Annotated in this window: 21 protein-coding genes and 1 pseudogene; 5 read left to right on the forward strand and 17 right to left on the reverse strand. The window is 62.1% G+C overall.

Features of this window, described 5'->3' with window-relative positions:
* Window positions 1–38: 38 nt before the first annotated feature.
* The 8 genes and pseudogenes from H5P29_RS12110 to H5P29_RS12145 all read right to left on the reverse strand — a co-directional run bounded on the left by H5P29_RS12110 (window position 39) and on the right by H5P29_RS12145 (window position 10,177).
* Window positions 39–1,718, reverse strand: a complete 1,680-nt coding sequence (locus H5P29_RS12110; protein WP_067959270.1) for a formate--tetrahydrofolate ligase — start codon at window positions 1,716–1,718, stop codon at window positions 39–41.
* 225 nt (window positions 1,719–1,943) lie between these two features.
* Window positions 1,944–3,068: a DUF2333 family protein gene (locus tag H5P29_RS12115; RefSeq protein ID WP_067959273.1), complete on the reverse strand. Its 1,125-nt coding sequence runs from the start codon at window positions 3,066–3,068 to the stop codon at window positions 1,944–1,946.
* Window positions 3,069–3,079: 11 nt separating this feature from the next.
* Window positions 3,080–4,366 (reverse strand): DUF6638 family protein, encoded by a 1,287-nt coding sequence (locus H5P29_RS12120; protein WP_067959276.1) that lies wholly within the window; start codon window positions 4,364–4,366, stop codon window positions 3,080–3,082.
* 65 nt (window positions 4,367–4,431) lie between these two features.
* A pseudogene (locus H5P29_RS12125) lies at window positions 4,432–4,841 on the reverse strand (endonuclease domain-containing protein).
* A gap of 59 nt (window positions 4,842–4,900) precedes the next feature.
* Entirely contained in the window at window positions 4,901–6,811 is a 1,911-nt protein-coding gene (locus H5P29_RS12130) for an AAA family ATPase (RefSeq protein ID WP_067959278.1), read from the reverse strand.
* A 194-nt stretch (window positions 6,812–7,005) separates the two neighbouring features.
* Window positions 7,006–8,154 carry a hypothetical protein gene (locus H5P29_RS12135; protein ID WP_067959281.1) on the reverse strand — a complete coding sequence of 383 codons (1,149 nt, stop codon included), beginning with the start codon at window positions 8,152–8,154 and terminating at the stop codon, window positions 7,006–7,008.
* Window positions 8,155–8,367: 213 nt separating this feature from the next.
* Window positions 8,368–9,456, reverse strand: coding sequence for a hypothetical protein (locus H5P29_RS12140; RefSeq protein WP_067959283.1), 1,089 nt, complete (start codon window positions 9,454–9,456; stop codon window positions 8,368–8,370).
* Between the two features lie 106 nt (window positions 9,457–9,562).
* A complete protein-coding gene (locus H5P29_RS12145; protein WP_067959286.1) occupies window positions 9,563–10,177 on the reverse strand; it encodes a thymidine kinase in 615 nt (204 codons plus the stop codon).
* 212 nt (window positions 10,178–10,389) lie between these two features.
* On the opposite strand from H5P29_RS12145, the gene choX reads away from it, so the two are divergent.
* The 3 genes from choX to choV all read left to right on the forward strand — a co-directional run bounded on the left by choX (window position 10,390) and on the right by choV (window position 13,486).
* Window positions 10,390–11,325, forward strand: coding sequence for a choline ABC transporter substrate-binding protein (choX, locus tag H5P29_RS12150; RefSeq protein WP_154384741.1), 936 nt, complete (start codon window positions 10,390–10,392; stop codon window positions 11,323–11,325).
* A 128-nt stretch (window positions 11,326–11,453) separates the two neighbouring features.
* Window positions 11,454–12,308: a choline ABC transporter permease subunit gene (gene choW / locus H5P29_RS12155; protein WP_067959292.1), complete on the forward strand. Its 855-nt coding sequence runs from the start codon at window positions 11,454–11,456 to the stop codon at window positions 12,306–12,308.
* Window positions 12,305–13,486, forward strand: coding sequence for a choline ABC transporter ATP-binding protein (gene choV, locus H5P29_RS12160; RefSeq protein WP_067959294.1), 1,182 nt, complete (start codon window positions 12,305–12,307; stop codon window positions 13,484–13,486). The genes choW and choV overlap by 4 nt, the downstream gene beginning before the upstream one ends.
* A gap of 46 nt (window positions 13,487–13,532) precedes the next feature.
* On the opposite strand, the gene H5P29_RS12165 is transcribed toward choV, so the two are convergent.
* The 4 genes from H5P29_RS12165 to H5P29_RS12180 form a co-directional block, all read right to left on the reverse strand.
* Window positions 13,533–14,039 (reverse strand): hypothetical protein, encoded by a 507-nt coding sequence (locus H5P29_RS12165; RefSeq protein ID WP_067959297.1) that lies wholly within the window; start codon window positions 14,037–14,039, stop codon window positions 13,533–13,535.
* Entirely contained in the window at window positions 14,036–14,389 is a 354-nt protein-coding gene (locus H5P29_RS12170) for a hypothetical protein (RefSeq protein ID WP_154384742.1), read from the reverse strand. Before H5P29_RS12170 ends, H5P29_RS12165 begins: the two co-directional genes overlap by 4 nt.
* A 229-nt stretch (window positions 14,390–14,618) precedes the next feature.
* On the reverse strand, window positions 14,619–15,572 hold the full coding sequence (locus H5P29_RS12175) for a helix-turn-helix transcriptional regulator (protein ID WP_067959302.1): 954 nt from the start codon (window positions 15,570–15,572) through the stop codon (window positions 14,619–14,621).
* Between the two features lie 162 nt (window positions 15,573–15,734).
* A complete protein-coding gene (locus tag H5P29_RS12180) occupies window positions 15,735–16,088 on the reverse strand; it encodes a DUF1428 domain-containing protein (protein ID WP_067959305.1) in 354 nt (117 codons plus the stop codon).
* A 189-nt stretch (window positions 16,089–16,277) separates the two neighbouring features.
* Between H5P29_RS12180 and clpS the strand changes: the two genes are divergently transcribed.
* On the forward strand, window positions 16,278–16,583 hold the full coding sequence (clpS, locus tag H5P29_RS12185) for an ATP-dependent Clp protease adapter ClpS (protein WP_067959308.1): 306 nt from the start codon (window positions 16,278–16,280) through the stop codon (window positions 16,581–16,583).
* Window positions 16,584–16,638: 55 nt separating this feature from the next.
* Here the strand turns inward: clpS and H5P29_RS12190 are convergent, their stop codons facing one another.
* From H5P29_RS12190 to H5P29_RS12210, 5 genes are all read right to left on the reverse strand, one after another.
* The gene (locus H5P29_RS12190) at window positions 16,639–16,869 is read right to left on the reverse strand and encodes a hypothetical protein (protein ID WP_067959310.1); all 231 of its coding nucleotides are present in this window, start codon (window positions 16,867–16,869) and stop codon (window positions 16,639–16,641) included.
* A 29-nt stretch (window positions 16,870–16,898) separates the two neighbouring features.
* Window positions 16,899–17,039 (reverse strand): hypothetical protein, encoded by a 141-nt coding sequence (locus H5P29_RS12195; RefSeq protein WP_165915833.1) that lies wholly within the window; start codon window positions 17,037–17,039, stop codon window positions 16,899–16,901.
* A gap of 29 nt (window positions 17,040–17,068) precedes the next feature.
* Entirely contained in the window at window positions 17,069–17,323 is a 255-nt protein-coding gene (locus H5P29_RS12200; RefSeq protein ID WP_067959314.1) for a hypothetical protein, read from the reverse strand.
* Window positions 17,320–17,586 (reverse strand): hypothetical protein, encoded by a 267-nt coding sequence (locus H5P29_RS12205; protein ID WP_067959317.1) that lies wholly within the window; start codon window positions 17,584–17,586, stop codon window positions 17,320–17,322. Before H5P29_RS12205 ends, H5P29_RS12200 begins: the two co-directional genes overlap by 4 nt.
* A gap of 131 nt (window positions 17,587–17,717) precedes the next feature.
* Window positions 17,718–17,924, reverse strand: coding sequence for a cold-shock protein (locus H5P29_RS12210; protein WP_067959320.1), 207 nt, complete (start codon window positions 17,922–17,924; stop codon window positions 17,718–17,720).
* A gap of 345 nt (window positions 17,925–18,269) precedes the next feature.
* Here H5P29_RS12210 and H5P29_RS12215 point away from each other — a divergent pair, with 345 nt between their 5' ends.
* Entirely contained in the window at window positions 18,270–18,440 is a 171-nt protein-coding gene (locus H5P29_RS12215; protein WP_154384744.1) for a hypothetical protein, read from the forward strand.
* The last annotated feature ends 1 nt before the right edge of the window (window position 18,441 follow it).

The raw sequence follows: 18,441 nt of genomic DNA on the forward strand, positions 1-18,441 counted from the left end.
TGCGGCCTCGCCCCTCCGTCTGGGTATGGCGCCCGAACTCAGAACAGTCCTTCGATCTGGCCCTGTTCGTTGAGGAAGATCTTCTCGGATGACGGTGCCTTGGGCAGGCCGGGCATGGTCATGATCTCACCGCAGATGGCGACGATGAAGCCGGCACCTGCTGCCAGGCGCACTTCACGCACCGGCACGACGTGGTCGACAGGGGCACCCCTGAGGTTCGGGTCGGTCGAGAACGAATACTGCGTCTTGGCCATGCACACCGGCAGGTGGCCGTAGCCGGCCGCTTCCCAGGCATGCAGCTGGTCGCGCACCGACTTGTCGGCGATGGCTTCGGAGCCACGGTAGATGCGCTTGACGATGGTGTCGATCTTGTCGAACAGCTTCATGTCGTCGGGATAGAGCGGCGAGAACTGCGAGGCGCCGCTTTCGGCCAGCTGCACCACCTTGTGGGCGAGCTCCTCGATGCCGGCCGACCCCTTGGCCCAGTGCTTGCACAGGATCGCTTCCGCACCCATCGAGGCGACATACTCCTTCATCGCTGCGATTTCGGCGTCGGTGTCGGAGACGAAGTGGTTCATCGCCACCACCACAGGCACGCCGAACTGCTTGACGTTCTCGATGTGGCGGCCAAGGTTGGCGCAGCCCTTCTTCACCGCCTCGACATTCTCCTTGCCGAGCTCTTCCTTCTTGACGCCGCCATTCATCTTCATCGCGCGCACGGTGGCGACGATGACGGCGGCTGCCGGCTTGAGACCCGCCTTGCGGCACTTGATGTCGAAGAACTTCTCGGCACCGAGGTCAGCGCCGAAGCCGGCTTCGGTGACGACATAGTCGGCGAGCTTGAGGGCGGTGGTGGTGGCGACCACCGAGTTGCAGCCATGGGCGATGTTGGCGAAGGGGCCACCATGGACGAAGGCCGGGTTGTTCTCCAGCGTCTGCACCAGGTTCGGCTGCACCGCATCCTTCAGCAGCACCGCCATGGCGCCATCGGCCTTGAGGTCGCGGGCATAGACGGCGGTCTTGTCGCGGCGATAGGCGACGATGATGTCGCCGAGGCGCTTCTCGAGATCTTTCAGATCGGTTGCCAGGCACAGGATCGCCATGACTTCGGAAGCGACGGTGATGTCGAAGCCGGCTTCACGCGGAAAGCCGTTGGCGACGCCGCCGAGCGAGCAGTTGATCTGGCGCAGCGCCCGGTCGTTCATGTCCATCACCCGGCGCCAGACGACGCGGCGGGTGTCGATGCCGAGCTCGTTGCCCCAGTAGATGTGGTTGTCGATCAGCGCCGACAAAAGGTTGTGGGCGGTGGTGATGGCGTGGAAGTCGCCGGTGAAGTGGAGGTTCATGTCCTCCATCGGCACGACCTGGGCATAACCGCCGCCGGCAGCACCGCCCTTGACGCCGAAGTTCGGCCCGAGCGAGGCTTCACGGATGCAGACGATGGCCTTCTTGCCGATGCGGTTCAAACCGTCGCCGAGGCCGACCGTCGTCGTGGTCTTGCCTTCGCCGGCCGGCGTCGGGTTGATCGCGGTGACCAGGATCAGCTTGCCGTCCTTGTTCTTGCGCGCATTGGCAATGAACTCGGCCGAGATCTTCGCCTTGTCGTGGCCATAAGGCAGCAGATGCTCGGTCGGAATGCCGATCTTGGCACCGACCTCCTGGATCTGCTTCTTCTTCGCCGCACGCGCGATCTCGATGTCGGTCTTGAATTCGGCCATGACGGCTCCTCCACAATGTTTGTTCCAATGGCGCGACGGCCATCGCAGTCGCCGCCATAGAAGCGCGACATCGCCATCGCCTGCCGTCTCAAAACAGCCGCCCAATGCACGGATTGCGACAGGGCAGGTGAGTGAATAGGGAGCAGCGAATAGCGAGTGGAGAGGAGCCGCGACGCTAGGAGCGCGCCTCTCACCACCACTCCCTATTCGCTATTCGCCATCCCCTTACCTGCTCAGCACGTTGCTGATCTCGACCAGATTCGAACGGACGCGCAGGATGTAGAAGCCCATGGTGATCAGGTGCGAGGGCATGAACCAGCCGTTTTCAGCACCATTGGAGATGATGAAGGGCTGGATGTTGAGGGCGGCACGAGTCTGCTGCTCCATCGTATCCCAAAGATTGTCGAGGTTGCGTGTCTTAAGCACGTCCTCAAAATCGGCATGGGTCGCCTTGAGCAGGCCGTAATAGCCGTAGAGCTGGCCATAGGCGAACCAGAAGCGGTCGTCGGCGCGCGGGTCGAACCAGCCATTGTTGTAGTTCTCGGCGCGGTCCTTGAGGATCGCCGACGTCGCGCCGATGTCGTTGGAAATGCGGTCGATGAACTGGATCAGATTGTCGGCGCGGGCGTCGAACACCGCCTGGCACTTCTCGAGGCGGCCGTTGAAATTGTTCAGGCTCTTGATCGCCGAGCGGTAGTAGCTTGGGGTCGGCGTCTTGGGGCCGAACGGGGTCAGGCCGAAATACCAGGTGTATTCGTCGAACTGCATGTTGCCACGGGCGTCCTGCAGATCGGAATCGACCTGGCTGGTGCCACGCACGCGGCCGAGATTGTCGGCCAGTTCGGTGGTCGTGCGGCGGATCGCCTGGTTGATGCCGCGCTGGAACGAAGCCTTGTTGTCGAGGAAAGGCGTGTGATCCCAGGACAGGCCGAACAGGCCGGTCTTGTACAGGACCATAGACGAGATCCAGGCATTCTGGTTGACGTTGAGGTCGATCAGTTCAGCGGAGATGTCGGCGATCGCCGAACGGCCGCAGGTCTTGGCGGTGTCGGTGCCGCCGCCGGCGACAACCTGCTCGCCGGCCGAGACATTGCGGTTCTCGAAATTATGCGTCGCTACATAGTCGGGGTTGAAGTTGGTCCACACCTGGGTGTTCCAGCCAAAGTAGCCATACAGCGCCACAAGCCCGACGACAGCGCCGCCAACCAGCGTCTTCAGCACCCATCCGCGCTGGACGAACCAGCGCCAGGCCCAGATGAACGGCAGCAACAATATGCCGATGACGAAGCCAAGGCCCCTACCGATCAGCTGAAACATCCGGGTGAAGAAACTCACGATCGGATCAAGCATTTGGAATCCCCTCAGTCGGTCAGGCCGTAGAGCTGTGCGCGGAACGCCGCCTTGTCTTTCAGATATGTGGTTTTCAATGTGTCGACAACATTGGATCGCCAGGTCTCGTTGAGCTCTTCATAATCCTTGTAGAAGCCTTGCTTGTTGAAGACATAACGCGAGACGAAATCCGACGGCACAAATTCGGAGATCAGACGGTTGGTCAGCCAGGCGTCGGGATGGTCGGTCTTGGCGCGCACCACCAGGAAGCGGTGCAGCGGAAATACCTCTTCCAGCCGCAACTGGCCGAGCTGGGCGATCTCGCGCTTGGCGGCATTGAGAAAGGGGAAGGTGCCGTCACGGTTGATCGCGTCGGCATGGCTGTGGATCCAGGTCTGCAGCCAGACCTTGTCGACCTTGCCGATGTCGCGCTTCGGCTCGGCCTCGCGGATCAGGGCGCGCACAGCCATTTCAGCGCGGTGCTCGAGATAGCCCGAGCTTTCGATCCACGAGGCGCGGGGCAGGTCGAGCCGGCCGGTCGACGCCAGGAACTTGAACACCTTGTCGGCGTCCTTGATCGAGAGATAGCTCACCTGCCATGGCCGCGAGCGGCGGAAACCAGGCGCCGACGGATCTGATATGACCGTTGTCACATCAGGGTCGACGAAGACGTAGAGCCCGCCGAAATGGCTGGTCCAGAAGGCGTTGTGGCGGAAGATCACCTGGTCGGGCACCAGCGCGTTCTCACGGATATCGCCGCAGACCTTGGCAAGTTCGACCATGCGCTGGAGCATGGCATCGTCGCGCCAGGCCTCGGGCTCCTGCTTGAGCTTGTCGACAAGCTTGCCGAGCTCGGCCGCCTTGCCGAGCACATCCTCGGCCGACAGCACGCGGAACTCGACCTGGTTGATCGACAACAGGTCTTCGATGTCCTCGACCTTGGACACCGAATCCTCGATCTCGCCGTAGATCACGTCCTTGATCGTCAGCGCATCGATGGCGCGCTGGTTCTTCGACATGAATTCGAAAAGCAACTGCGAGGTGTTGGAGAATGCCGTGTGCACGACCGGCAAGTCGATCTGCGACGGCGTCAGGATGATGAAGCGGCGGTTGACCTCGTTGGGGTCAAGATACTGGTAGTCGCCGAGCTCCTCGGCAATCTCTGGCGAGAAGCCGGTGCGGTCGATCTCGAAACTCTTGAGCTTCGTCGCGGGCAGGCCGAAAGCGGTCAGCGCCTTGTTATAGCGCCCGATCAAATGCGGTTCGTCGACCGGAAGGAGACGACCGTAGATGAGTTCATTGTCGCGGAGGAGGTCCATCTATTCCTTCTCCCCGCTTACGGGGAGAAGGTGCCCGAAGGGCGGATGAGGGGCAGCACCAAGCTTCACAGGTGATCCTCGTTCGAATGCGCAGGAAGAAACATCAGATCCAGGGCAATTGTCTTGTTGTCGAGCCGACCGTCAAGCACGGCAACAATCGTGCCCAGCAGCTGCTTGCGTCGCTGGAGCACATCGATGTGCCAAACTCTGATCACTGACCGTCCGTTTCGATTCATAGTCTCGTCACGATGCACATCCCGTATGTCGTGCGCGTGTTGGCTGCCATCAACTTCGACCACGAGATTGGCTTCTCGGCAGGCGAAGTCAGCGAAATAGGGGCCGGCATCTGGCGAATGAACTTATAGCCGTTCAAGCGTCTTGACCGAAGTTCGAACCAGAGCTTGTCCTCGGCATCATTATCCACTTGCCTAAGCTGCCGTGCCCGTGAAGTCTTGAGTTCATTTCCGCCACGCACTGCGCTGCCCCTCATCCGCCCTTTGGGCACCTTCTCCCCGTGAACGGGGAGAAGGAAACTCAAGCATTCCACAGCCCCTTCGCTTTCAGCTCCTCCATCTCCTTCGCCGCGCGCTCGCGCAGCCTTGCGTCGCGCAACAGCTTGGACACGGCGGCATCGTCTGATTTGTCGGAGTAGCGGAATTCGCTGTCGGCGTAGCGGTTGATCTCCTGCATCACCATGTCCATCGAGAACGGTCCGCGCAGCTCCTCGATCATCGCCTTCTTCTCGTCGTAGCCCTTGTGCATGAAAGCCTCGGGTTTTTCGAACCATTCGTCAGGCAGCTCGATGTCCATGGCGCGCATCTTGATCGCGTCGGTGACGTTCTTGATGGCGCGACCGGTGAAGCGTGGCTCGGCTTCTTTGATCATGTGCAAATAGGTGCCGACGTCGGCCAGCGTCTTGGGCGCGCCATTGTCCTTCATGAAGCGGTCGTAGACCTTTTCCAGGCCGTCTTCCTGCGGCTTGGCGTGCTCCTCATAGGCCTCGGTCACGGCGCGCTGGATCTCCTGCGCGGCATAAAGCTCATGCTCGCCGAGCGGGATCTTATGGTTCTTGCCGGCAAGCAGGACAAAGATGTCGATGTAGTCGTCGCGGGTCTGCGGGCCGTCGACCAGCCAGCGGGCGCCGGCGCGCTGGCGCAGCGCATCGTCGACATTCTCGGGATAGTTGGAGAACATGCCGAAGGAGCAGTTGCCGCGCACGACCGTGCCGGCACCGGCGAATGCATCCATCAGTACGCCGGTGATTTCCTGCTGGCCGGCCGACGCCCGGTCGTCGGAGCGCTTGGCGGCCACCTGGTCGATGTCGTCGATGGTGCCAAAGCCGATGGCGCGCGGGTTGAGCACGTTGTTGATGAACTGGCGGCAGTTCTGGCCAGACTTGCCCTGGTAGGACGAGATCTGGTCGACGCCGAAATTCTCGTAGGCGAAGGGATAGCCGGCGACCTGGCAGTAATTGTTGACCAGGCCTGCGATCATCTGGATCAGCGTGGTCTTGCCGGTGCCCGGTGCGCCGTCGCCGATGAAGGTGAACAGGAAGCCGCCGAGCTCGACAAACGGGTTCAGCTCGCGGTCGAAATCATAGGCCATCAGCATCTTGGCTAGCCGGACCGACTGGAATTTTGCGATGTGGTTGCCGACGACCTCCTGCGGCTTCTTGAAGGTCATCACCAGCGGCTTCGACTTCTTGCCCGGCGCGACGTCGAAGCCGTCGAGGGTGAAGTCGTCGGCGTCGATGCGGATATGGGCGTTCTCGAAGGCGCCGATGCCGTCGAAGCGGCTCTTGCGCTGCAACAGGCCCTCGATGGCTGTGCGGGCAAAGGCGCGACCGCGCGTCAGAAGGTCGGCATCGTCCTTGGCGCCCGACAGCGCTCGGTCGAGGCCGGAGACGATCGACTTCACCGCGTCCTGGGGCGTGTCGAACAGGAAGTCTGGTTCGCTGACGTCATTGGGCGCTTCGCCGTCGCTGTCGATCAGCTGGGCAAGGTAGGAGGCGAGCGTGAAGCCGGCGACATAGGCCGACGCCGACAGCAGCTTCTTGAAATGGCTGGCCTCGTCGCCCTCGAGCGGGCTGCGCGCATTCTTGGCCTGCAGCGCCTCCAAATCGGTCGAACGCGAGAACACGTCCGAAACGGCAAGCGCCACCGCAATGCCGCGGCGGGCGCGAAACAGCAGCGTGTGCTGTGGGATCGACATCAGTTGGTCGTCGGGGCGGATCGCCGTGACGGTCTTCTGCAACTCGACCTCGCGCGTCTTGCGGATCGAGCCGGTCGAAACCGTCGAGACGAAACGCCTGTTGGTGCCGGCAAGCGCCGTACCAGATTGGCCGGAGGAATCCTCCAGCACGACGATGCGGGTGATGAAGCTCTGCGCCGTGGCGCGGTGCTTCTCGATGTCGGCTTCGGAAATCGTGGTCAGGCCGGTGTCCATCAGATTTCTCCCGCTATCAGTGTTTTAGTCCTGCCAGGGTTTCCCCCACTCCGCCTCGCTGCGCTCGGCACCTCTCCCCTCTCCGGAGGGAGAGGAACGGCGCGAGGCCCGATGGCGGTCTTTCCTCTCCCCCGTCGAACGGGGGAGAGGTGTCGAGGCGAAGCCGAGACGGAGTGGGGGCGACCGCCTTGCTCTCAGACATCCGAGATCACCTGTCCCTTCGACAGGATGTGCACCTTGTAGCCGCCGAAGATCTTCTCGGCTTCGCCCGCGGCGTAGAGCGCCTGGTAAGCCTCGTGCGGGATCAGTGCGTGTTTCTCGTAGCTCGAGACGCCCTGGCGCGCGGCCTCGAGGTCGTCGGTGTTGATGAAGAACTCCTCGCTCGACGGCTCGCTCGACCACAGGCCCTTGCGGCCGGGTTTCTCGGCCTTGGAGTAGACCTCCTGGATAGTCCAGGTCAAAAGCCAGGCGTTTTCGGCCTTGCGCACTTTCGCCAGCACTTCGCTGACCGTCGAATTGTGCTCCGTGATGCCGGCCGAATAGAACGGGCCCAGCACCATCCGCCTGAGCTGCTTGGGGTGCAGGACGGGAAAATCCTTGTCGAGATTGGTGGCGACTGTCAGCGGTGACAGCGAATAGGCCGAGTTCTTCTCGGTGAAGTCGTCGAAGCGGTGGGCGAGATCGGGGTTGAGCAAGCCGTCGACCGGCAACGGAATCTCGATCCTCTCGTTGAGCCTGCCGCTGTCGGTGTCGACGAGCTGCTCGACCATCGCCTCCGACGAATCCTCGACGGTCGCCATATAGATCAGCGGCAGGTTGGCAGTGCCGTCGAAGCTGCCCCAGTGGACGAGATAATAGGGCCGCATCGACTTTGGATTGACAGACACCTTGGCCGTCTGCGCCAGGATGAAGGGCGAGAAGGTCGAGCCGTCCTTGACGTCCTCGAGATAGAGCCGCTCGGCCATCGAGCGCTGCAGCGCCTCGGGAAATTCCTTGTGGCGCAGGATGAAGTCGGCCATCTCCTCGCGCAGTTCGCCCGGTGATGGGATGCTGGCCAACCGCTGCGCCGCCGTCTTGCGGTCGTTTTCCAGTTCGAGCACGTTCTGGAACACCGGGAAGCCGCTCTCGGCGCGCGAAATCTTGAAGGTCTCCATGAAGCCGAGCCGGTTGCGCCAACAGGCGAAGGACCGTTCCAGTCGCGAGATATAGGCCGCCGCCACCTTCGCCACGATGCCGTGCCGGTAGAGCGGCGAGCGGTCGTCGCGCATGAAGATTTCAAGCCCGCTGAGCGCCGCCGCAATCGCGTCGAAGTACCGGACGGCTGGGTCGTCTGTGGGGGTCATGGGCAAATTCTCGAATGCATGGGCTCGACGTTGCCCCCCTCTGGCCTGCCGGCCATCTCCCCCACAAGGGGGGAGATCGGCTGTCGCGTTTCCTGTCGCCCGAACTTCATCGCCGAATACTGGCGAAGCGCCAACCACCGCCTAATCTCCCCCCTTGTGGGGGAGATGGCCGGCAGGCCAGAGGGGGGCGCGACATTGCGGATGCTTGCTAGGTTACGGCTGCACGTAGTCCGAAGCGTTGTGCTTCTTCAGCACCTCGTCGAAGCGGCGGGCAAACGCGTCGTCGGCCAGCTTCTTGCGGCGCTGGATGTCGGCCGTCGCCACCATGTTTTTCTCGTGCAGTTCGAGCAGGTCGCCGATGTGCTTCTGGGCGGCGGCGCCGATGCCGGCCATGGTCTCTTCGGCGGTGTTGTCGACCTTCGAGCCCAGCGTATTGATCTTGTGGGCAACGTCCTGCTGCGCTGCCGTCTTCAGCGAGTCTTCCAGCGCCTTGTACAAGACGATGCGCTGCTCGGTGTCGATGGTCAGCTTGTTGATCAGCGTCGCCTGCGCTGCGATCTGGTTGTTCAGCGAATCGACGAAGGTCTGGAACATCGAGGTATAGCGTTCGAGCGTCTGGCTCTCGGCCAGGATTTCCTGCTCCTTGGCCTGCTTCTCGTTGTATTCGGTGGCGAGCTTGGAACGCTCGGATTCGAGCTCGGTGCGCTCCTTCTGGCTGGTCGAGGCCGCGATCTTGTTTTCGATGTCGAGCAGAAGCGGGTTCAGCTCCTCGATGCGCTTCTGGGTCGCTTCGAGGTTTGACATCGTCACCTTGCGGCGCTCGATCACCTGGGAAAGGCTGGCCTCCGAGGTCTTGTAGCGCTCGTCGAGGACCTGCTTCTGCGCCTTCAGGATGCCGACGATGGTGTCGGACTTGACCAGCAGTTCCTGCAGATTGCCGGCCAGCGACATGTTGCGCACGCGGTCGGTGCGCATGCGCTGCTTGCTGGAATCGGAGAAGATGCCGACGAAGGTTTCCCAGCCGGTGAAGCTCTTCATGCTCTCGAATTCCGAACCGAAGACGTTGGTGGCGTCCTCAAGTCCGATGATCAGGTCGGCGATGTTGCCTTCCATCACCTTCTGCTGCTTCAGCACGTCCTGGATGCGCGCGTTCTCGATGTCGAAGTCGGAGGCGCCGATCTTGGCGTCCGTCGTGGCAATCTTGTCGAGCACTGTGCCCGACTGCTCGATCTTGCTCCGCATGTCCTCCACGACCTGCTTGGTCTTGGCGATTTCGGCATCGAAATTCTGCAGCGTTGCCATACGTTCCTCCGGTGTCGAATGCGGGACAGTGGCGCCGAATATATGTGGCGCATCTTGCGATTGAAAGACACACAGCCGCGGGCGAAAGCAATTATGCCGGGGCTACTTAGCTTGGTGTGGCAAATCCGATGAAGTCGTCGGGCTGGGCGCGGCCCATTTCCTCTTCCCAGTGGCGCCGACACAAGGAGACGTAGACGTCCTTGCCGATCGCCACCTGCTCGCCCTGGCGGGCGACCTTGCCGTCCGGGCCGAGCCGCACGACCATCGTCGCCTTGCGGCCGCAGCGGCAGATCGTGCGCACCTCGCGCAGGTCGTCGGCGATGGCGAGCAGCGCCCGCGAGCCCGAGAACAGATTGCCCTGGAAGTCGGTGCGCAGCCCGTAGCACATGACGGGAATGCCCAGCCTGTCGGCGACGCGCGCAAGCTGCCAGACCTGCTCTTCCTCGAGGAACTGCGCCTCGTCGACAAAGATACAGTGGACGGTCGTGTGCTGATGATGCTCGGCGATGCGGGCATAGAGGTCGTCGCCGCCGCGGAACATCTCGGCGCCTGCTTCAAGCCCGATGCGCGAGGAGATGTAGCCGGTGTCGCCCTTGCGGTAGTGGCCGGCGACAAACAGCATCGTCGTCATGCCGCGCTCGCGGTAGTTGTAGGACGCCTGCAGCAGCATGGTCGTCTTGCCGGCATTCATCGTGGCGTAATGGAAATAGAGCTTGGCCATGGTTCTTCTAATCAGAAGCCGTCGGGCGCGGGGAGGGGGCCGCCCTGCCATCCACCGCAAAAAACCTTTGTGATGTCGCTGATGGATAAGCCGGCGGCGTCTGTCGTTGCGTCATGTCACTTGAATCCAAAGGAAAATGGTGTTTGGCTCGCGACAAAGACGAACAACAACAATACCGCGTTGCCGTCATAAATACGAATGGGAGATTCCATATGTCGCGCTTGAAACTACTCGCCGCCGCTGTCGGCGTGTCGGCGGTCATGACTGCCGGTGCCGCCTTTGCGGGCGATGCCGAAAGCTGCAAGAAGGTGCGCCTGTCCGATGTCGGCTGGACCGACATCCAGGCCACGACAGGCGTCGCTTCGGTGCTTTTGACAGCACTCGGCTACGAGCCGGAGGTTATCCAACTGTCGGTGCCGGTCACCTACGCCTCGCTGAAGAACAAGGATCTCGACGTCTTCCTCGGCAACTGGATGCCGTCGATGACCGCCGACATCAAGGAATATGTCGCCGACGGCTCGGTCGAGACCATCGGCGAAAACCTGTCCGGCGCCGGCTACGGCATCGTCGTGCCGAGCTACGTCGCCGAAGGCGGGGTCAAGACGCTGACCGATCTCGGCAAGTTCAAGGACAAGTTCGGCGGCAAGATCTACGGCATCGAAGCCGGCAATGACGGCAACCGCATCATCCTCGACATGATCTCCAAGCCGGAGAACAATCTCACCGGCTTCGAACTGGTCGAATCATCGGAAGCCGGCATGCTGACCCAGGCCGAGCAGTCGATGAAGTCGAACGAATGGATCGCCTTCCTCGGCTGGACGCCGCATCCGGTCATGGGTGCGATGAAGATCGCCTATCTCGATGGCATGGGTGACTCGGGCTTTGGCGCTGCCACCGTCAGCACAAACGTGCGCAAGGGCTATGTCGCCGAGTGCCCGAATGTCGGCAAGTTTCTCGGCAATCTGAAGTTCAACCTGGAGATGGAAGGCACCATGATGGATGCCATCCTCAAGGGTGGTAACGCCAATGACGTTGCCAAGGACTGGCTCAAGGCCAATCCGGATGCAGCAACGCCCTGGCTCAACGGCGTCACCACCTTCGACGGCGGCGACGCAACGGCTGCGGTGAAGGCTGCGCTGGCGAGCTAAAGCCGGCGTCCTGCCTGCAAATGACATGATGAAGGGCAGCGAAGCGAGACAGCTGCCCTTTTTCGTATCAAGTTAAGCGAGAAGCGCCGGCGCGACCGGCGCCTGCGAAAGCAATAGAGAGGGGACAGATGGATCCGGTATCGAACTTGCTGGCTGCCTACAAGATTCCGATCGGCCTGTGGGGCAAGGCGTTCTTCACCTTCCTGACCGACAATTTCAACGCCATCTTCCGCGGCTTTTCCAACGGGCTCAACTTGTTGCTCGACGGGCTCGTCGACGGGCTGCTGCTGCTGCCTCCGGTGGTGGTCGTGGCGCTGGTCGCGGCTCTCGCTTGGTACCTGCAGCGTTCGCGGGCGCTGGCTATAGGGGTTGCGCTCGGTCTGCTGTTCATCATCAATCAGGGCCTTTGGAAGCAGACCGTCGAGACGCTGGTGCTGGTCGTTGCTGCCGCTGCCGCCTCGATGGCCATCGGCGTTCCGCTTGGCATCTGGGCGGCGCACAAGCCCAAGGTCTACCGCTTCATGTTGCCGGTACTCGACCTGATGCAGACGCTGCCGACCTTCGTCTACCTGATCCCGGTGCTCACCTTGTTCGGTCTTGGCAACGCGCCCGGCCTGATCGTCACCATCATCTTCGTCATTCCGACGGCGGTGCGCCTGACCCATCTCGGCGTCACGTCGGTGCCGACCGCGATCATCGAGGCCGGCCAGGCCTTTGGTGCCACCAAGCGCCAGCTGCTGTGGAAGGTCGAGCTACCGGCGGCCCTACCCACCATCATGGCGGGACTCACCCAGTGCATCATGCTGTCGCTGTCGATGGTCGTGTTCGCCGCCCTCATCGGCGCCGGTGGCCTCGGCACCGAAATCAACCGCGCGCTCGGCTCGCGCAAGATCGACCTCGGACTTGAAGCAGGGCTGGCGATCGTCGTGCTCGCCATCGTTCTCGACCGCATGACGCGCATCGGCGTGGGAGGCAAGAAATGAACGTCGCCGTCGATTTCAAGAATGTCGACATCGTCTTTGGTGCCGACACCTCCGCTTCGCTCGCCATGCTCGACAATGGTGCCACTCGCGCCGAGATCCTCGAAAAGACCGGCAATGTGCTGGGTTGCGCCGGCGCCAACCTGACCATCAACGAGGGCGAAATATCTGTCCTGATGGGCCTTTCCGGCTCCGGCAAGTCGACGCTGCTGCGTGCCGTCAATCGCCTCAACATCGTTTCGCGTGGCCAGGTCATGGTCAAGGACGGCGACAGGATGGTCGACGTCGTCTCCTGCGACGAGCCGACCTTGCGCCGCCTGCGCCAGCACCAGGTCGCCATGGTGTTCCAGCAGTTCGGCCTTTTGCCCTGGCGTACGGTCGAGGAAAATGTCGGCCTCGGTCTCGAACTTGCCGGCATGCCCGACGCCGAGCGCAAGGCCAAGGTCGGCAAGCAGCTCGACCTGGTCAACCTGACGCCCTGGGCCAAGAAATACGCGCATGAGCTGTCGGGCGGCATGCAGCAGCGTGTCGGCCTGGCCCGCGCCTTCGCCACCGAAGCGCCGATCCTGTTGATGGACGAGCCATTCTCGGCGCTCGACCCGCTGATCCGTACCAAACTGCAGGACGAGCTGCTGCAGCTGCAGAAGACGCTGAAGAAGACGATCATCTTCGTCAGTCACGACCTCGAGGAAGCGCTCAAGATCGGCAACACCATCACCATCATGGAAGGGGGCCGCATCGTTCAGTCCGGGCCGCCAGAAGATATCGTGCTGCGTCCGGCCAATGACTATGTCCGCGACTTCATCGCCAACGTGAATCCGCTGTCGGTGCTCACCGCATGGAATGTCATGCGTGACCGCCGCGACCTTGAGGATGCGGGCGAAGGCTGGCTCTGGCTCGACCGGCGCAAGACCACGCGCTTCAAGATCGACGCGCAGGGCCTGGTTGCCGCTGCCGAGCGCAACGGCCAGCCCGCCGTATGGGTTTCGGTCGACGAGATCGACAAGTCGGCCGACGAGGCTTCGCACGTCTTCTGGGCGAAACCAGGCACATCGCTCAAGCTGGTGATGCTTGCCATGCATCGCTCGCAGACATCGCCCGTGGCGCTGTTCGACGACCAGTCCCGCTTCGTCGGCGCCATCGGCATCCGCGACGTGCTAAGTGCTGTGCTGAGGCGATGACAGCTTTTCTTCTCCCGGTAAACGGGGAGAAGAAAAGCCGCTCGGATCACTCTTCCTCATCACCCAAAAGCTCGTCCAGCCTGGCCGCATAAGGCTGCACGGCGTCGATATATTGCGCGCCTTCGGCGCGCAGGGCCCGCGTCTCGGCGATCTTTTCCTCGACGAAGCTGCGCATTTCGGTTTTCTGCTCGGCATTCAGGTCGCTGGCATCGACCTTTTCCGTAAGGCCAGAGAACGTCGCTTCGAAGCGTTCGGCGGCGATCGTCGCGAGATAGCCGCGGAAGGTGGCGCCGAGCGCTTCCTTCCAGCTTTCCCTGTCGAAGCCGGCCTTGGCGATGCGGCCGTCGAGCCCGGCATCGTTGTCGAACCAACGGTCGGCCTCCTCCTCGTCATAGGCGAGGCGACCAAGCTCTGGCTCAAGTTCGCCCAATAGCTGCACCACCTTGCCGGCCTCTTCGAGCGTCAACGCGCGGGCCGGCAGCACCAGCGCTCCGAGCGCCAGGCTCGCCGCCAGCAAGCCGCCAGCGACGCGGCGTCTGAAGACGGCGCTCATCCCATGCACTCCGCCTCGAGAGCCTTGTCGGCGTCGTTCTGCGCCTTGGCCTGAACCAGCGAACCGCCGACCGAGGCGACCGAGCCGGCGATCGCGCCGCCGCGGCCAAGTCCGCCGAAGCCGCCGACCATCGACAGTGCGCCGCCGAGCATGGCGGCATTCGTCTGCGCCTGGGTCGCCTTGCGCATCGCTTCCTCGCAGCGCTGGGCTGCCGTCTGCTTCTTGCCCTTGGGAGCCAACTGTGCTGCCGCCTTGGGTGCGCCTGCCGACGTCGTGGTGCTGGTCGTCGACGTCGTCTGGCTGCAGGCGGCGAGCATGCCGCACATCATCAATGCAATCGCTCTTTTCATGGATCTCTCGATTTCGCTGGAGAAGGCGCGAACTCTCTGGATGCGGCCATGCGCGGACCGTCGACTCTGCCCAGTCGACGGTCCGGCGATGGCCGGCCTCGCATGCGTCGATGAGCGCCCCCGCCCTTCGGATGCATCGGTCCGCCACGGCGCCGATTTACGACGACATCAGGGCCTCAGTCTTGGCGTGGGGCGAACAGGTGCGGTCTGGGACGAACCGGGCGGTGTGCTACTGACAGCGGCGCAGGGCTGCGGCCTTTACTTCCGACGGTGTCGCGCCGAAGCGCTGCCTGAAGGCGCGGTTGAAGTGGGACAGGTCGTTGAAGCCGGCATCGAAGGCGATCGCCGACACCGTGCTGGCGCCGGCAAGGTCGAGCGCGTTGTAGGCGAGGTCGAGCCGAGCATCGCGCAGGAACTCGGAGAAGGTGATTCCTTCCTGCTCGAACAGTCGCTGGATGTAGCGCGGGGTCACGCCCTGGCGCCGCGCAATCGCGGTGACTGTAAGCTCTGGATCGGTCAGCTGGCGCAACATCTCGGCCTTGATCAGTTCCAGCCGCGCGGCGCCAAGGCTGGCGCGCACCGGTTCGGCGTTGGCTGAGGTCGCGCCTTGCACGACGAGGGCCGCGAGGTCGTAGATGTGGTTGCCGGCAAGCCGGCGGCCGGCCTCGCCCTCGGGTGCCTGCGACCGCAACAGGTCGGCATAACCCGTCAGCAGCCCGGCGCCGGCAGCGTCGACACGGATATGATGAAACGCCTTTTGGCGGATGCGCGGCGCAAGCGCTGCCAGCCTCGCCTCGTTCAAGGACACGACCTTCAGCAGTGTGTTGGGCAAGGCGAAGGCCATGGACGTGGCCTCGTTGAGCAGCGTGATGTCGCCGGCTTTGATCGACAAGGGCGGCTTGCCTGCGACCGCCACCTCGTAGTCGGTGGTGTGGATGGTCATCAAATAGTCCTGGCGGCCGTCGGCCGCCATCAGGTCTTTTGGGCGCTCGCCGAGCACGGCCGAATAGCAGGCAGTACCGACCGTGGTGCCGGCGTCGAGAAAGTAGGCGGAAACGTCGAAGGCAAAGTTGTCGGCATCTTGCGGCCGAAAGCGCAGGCCGGCGACATGGCGGGCGACAAAGTCGTGCAGGTAGGCGAGGCGGTCGCGCGCGGGAACATCAAAGGTCGAAAGGCGCTGCATCGAACGGTTCCGTTTCAGAATGCACCCGACAGCTACCTAGGCGGGAAGGTTTTTCTGTTTCAATCTATGCGGGGTTGCATCCTTATTCACGGAACGGCTGTTGCGGTCAAGATGGCGGTTTGCCGGTAGCTGCCAGTAACCGCCATCAATTGGCCAGAGGGATCAGGCTTCTACAAACGGCTTGAAGCCGCCATAGATCATACGCTTGCCGTCGAACGGCCATGACGCCGGATCGCCCTCCAAGCGTGGGTCGGCCATTACCTTCTTCATGATCTCGTCGCGGTCCTCGCGCGAGCGGTAGACGATCCAAGAGAAGACGACGATCTCGTCGTCCGTGGCCTGCACCGCGCGGGGAAAGGAGGTGACTTCGCCATAAGGCACGTCGTCGGCCAGGCACTCGACATAGGCGATTGCGCCGTGGTCCTTCCAGACCTCGCTCCCGAGGCGCGCCATCTCCTTGTAGGCATCGATCTTGCCCTTCGGCACGGCGAGCAAGAACCCATCGACATAAGACATGCGTTTTCTCCTCGTGTTGTGACGTTGCAAGGACGAATGGCTGCCGGCCGATCCTACAATGCCGGCCAAAATTTCTTGCAGGCGTCCTCCAACGCATAAAGGTCGGATAGAGGGCCGGGTTCCGAAACCGTTGCGGCGCGCTGCGATCAACCCCATACTATGGCGAGGTGAGCACGAGGCGCGATTGCCATGCCCGAAACCACCACGGCTCCACGCACCAAACTCCGTCCCAAGACCGAGCGGCCGAAGCTGCACAAGGTCATTCTCGTCAATGACGACTTCACGCCGCGCGACTTCGTCGTCACGGTGCTGAAGGGCGAATTTCACATGTCGGAAGACCAAGCCTACCGGGTGATGATCACCGCACACCAGCGTGGTGTCTGCGTCGTTGCGGTGTTTACCCGGGATGTCGCCGAGACCAAGGCGACGCGGGCGACGGAAGCCGGCAAGGCCAAGGGCTATCCGCTGCAGTTCACGACAGAACCGGAGGAGTGAGGAGCGTCCGCGCAGCAGAAGGCAAGATGCCCGCAGGCAGGCTGCCGCCAATCCGCTACAATGCTGCCGGTCCCGTACCCGAGGCCGGGCCGACATAGAGTTCGCGTCCGCCCCAGTCGCAGATGCGGACATGGTCAGGCACCTGCGGCATTGTGAGCGTATGGAAAAGCGAGCTGGCGACATCGACGGCCGCGTCGATATCCGGCGCCTCGAGGGAAATGCGGTCGAGCGTCGCGTGCGCGCCGTCTTCCTTGCGCAGGCGATAGAATTCGATGACGAAATTCACATCTGCCTCCAGCCGCGTTCGCGAACAGGTCAGCCTTTCGGCTTGCCTTTGTAGGATGTTGTCTCTGCCTGCTTGACCTGCGAACCGAAGGTGGACGCGGCTTTGACTTCGACCTTCTCCTTCTTGGGCTTTCTGGTTTCGCGGTTGCTGCGTTGTTGGCCCTTGGCCATGGTCGTGCCCTTCCTGTTGCGAAGCGAACCTATTCGGCTACCGCTTCGACGCCCTCGAGATTGTCTTCCGTGGTGACCCGCTCGTGGTTTTCGCCGTCACTGCGGATGCGGTATTGCGGCGAGCCGTCCTTGGCCGGCAGCGTCGCCTTGACGTGGAAGGTCTCTGCGTCCTTCACCGCGATGCCGATCCGACTCTTGATCCGCACCATCTGGCCGACGGTGAAGCGATGCGACGGCTTTTCCACACGCGGGGCTGAAGCCGGTCCTTTTGTGAACCTGATCATGCGGCCTTTTCCTGATCCTGCCGCAGCGCGGCTTCGAGTTCGGCATAGTCGATGGCGAGAACCTGGCTGGTCAGCAGATTGGATGATCGCGCGGGCAGGTGAATGTAGGTGGCGACGCGGCGGTAAGCGATCCACGAGATGCCGTCGATCAGCTCTTCGTCCTGGTCGATGTCGTAGTCGCCTGCCGGCTGGATCTCCTCGATCCCGCGCAAGGCGAACGGCCTGTCGAAATGGACGGTTGAACGTTTGGTGCGCCCGGTCATCGATGTCTCCCGAAATGAACGAAAAGCGGAGCAATGCCCCGCTTTCGCCGCCTCAAGCGTGCCTGGGTCGGACCGGATGGGTGCTGCCAGTACATCCGTGGTCAGCGTCCATCGATCCGGGCCAAATGAAATCAGAGCAGCTGAAGATTGGTGGCCGACTCGCGGCCCTTGTTGTCGCGCTCCAGCTCGAAATTCAGCTTCTGGCCTTCGGCCAGGCCGGAAAAGCCGGCGCGCTCGAGCGCGCTGACATGGACAAAAACGTCCTTGCCGCCGCCGGCCTGCTCGATGAAGCCAAAGCCCTTCTGGCCATTGTAGAACTTCACGGTCCCAGTGTTCATGTGAGTATCTTTCGAATGAGAAAAGTCGTCGCGCGGCAAGTATTGCCGCACATCAATAGATCGACGATTTGGAAAGAGTTTGGCGGGTCGAGAACCTCTGACGCCGCGATAGCCAAGCTGGCCCAAAAAACGATTGGTTACTTCTAAACCTTAATTGCGGTTTATGTAAGGTGTTTTTTGCATGCTGGGTTCTATTTCAAAATTTATTTCGGATCGTGTCCGTCTAGCCGCGGTCGTGGAATGCTGATACCGTCTCAGCACTAGCAGACAATTGGCAGTTGCTTTCCCGCAGGACCGTCTGGTCCTTCGCGGCGGACTGCATTTCCCCCATGCGAGGACAAAGCCATGATGTTCACGAGAAGGCCGAAAACCTCAGTCGTCAACGTTTCCGCGCCGCCGGCCAAGCTGGTCAAGCTGACCGCGCGCAAGGACGAAATCGCGCGTCTGCGGCTCGCCGACAGCGACGGCTCGCGACGTCGCGAGCTGCAAATGATGGAAGACAATCGCCTGCGCTGAT

Source organism: Aminobacter sp. MDW-2, from assembly GCF_014250155.1.
Classification (GTDB): Bacteria; Pseudomonadota; Alphaproteobacteria; order Rhizobiales; family Rhizobiaceae; genus Aminobacter; species Aminobacter ciceronei.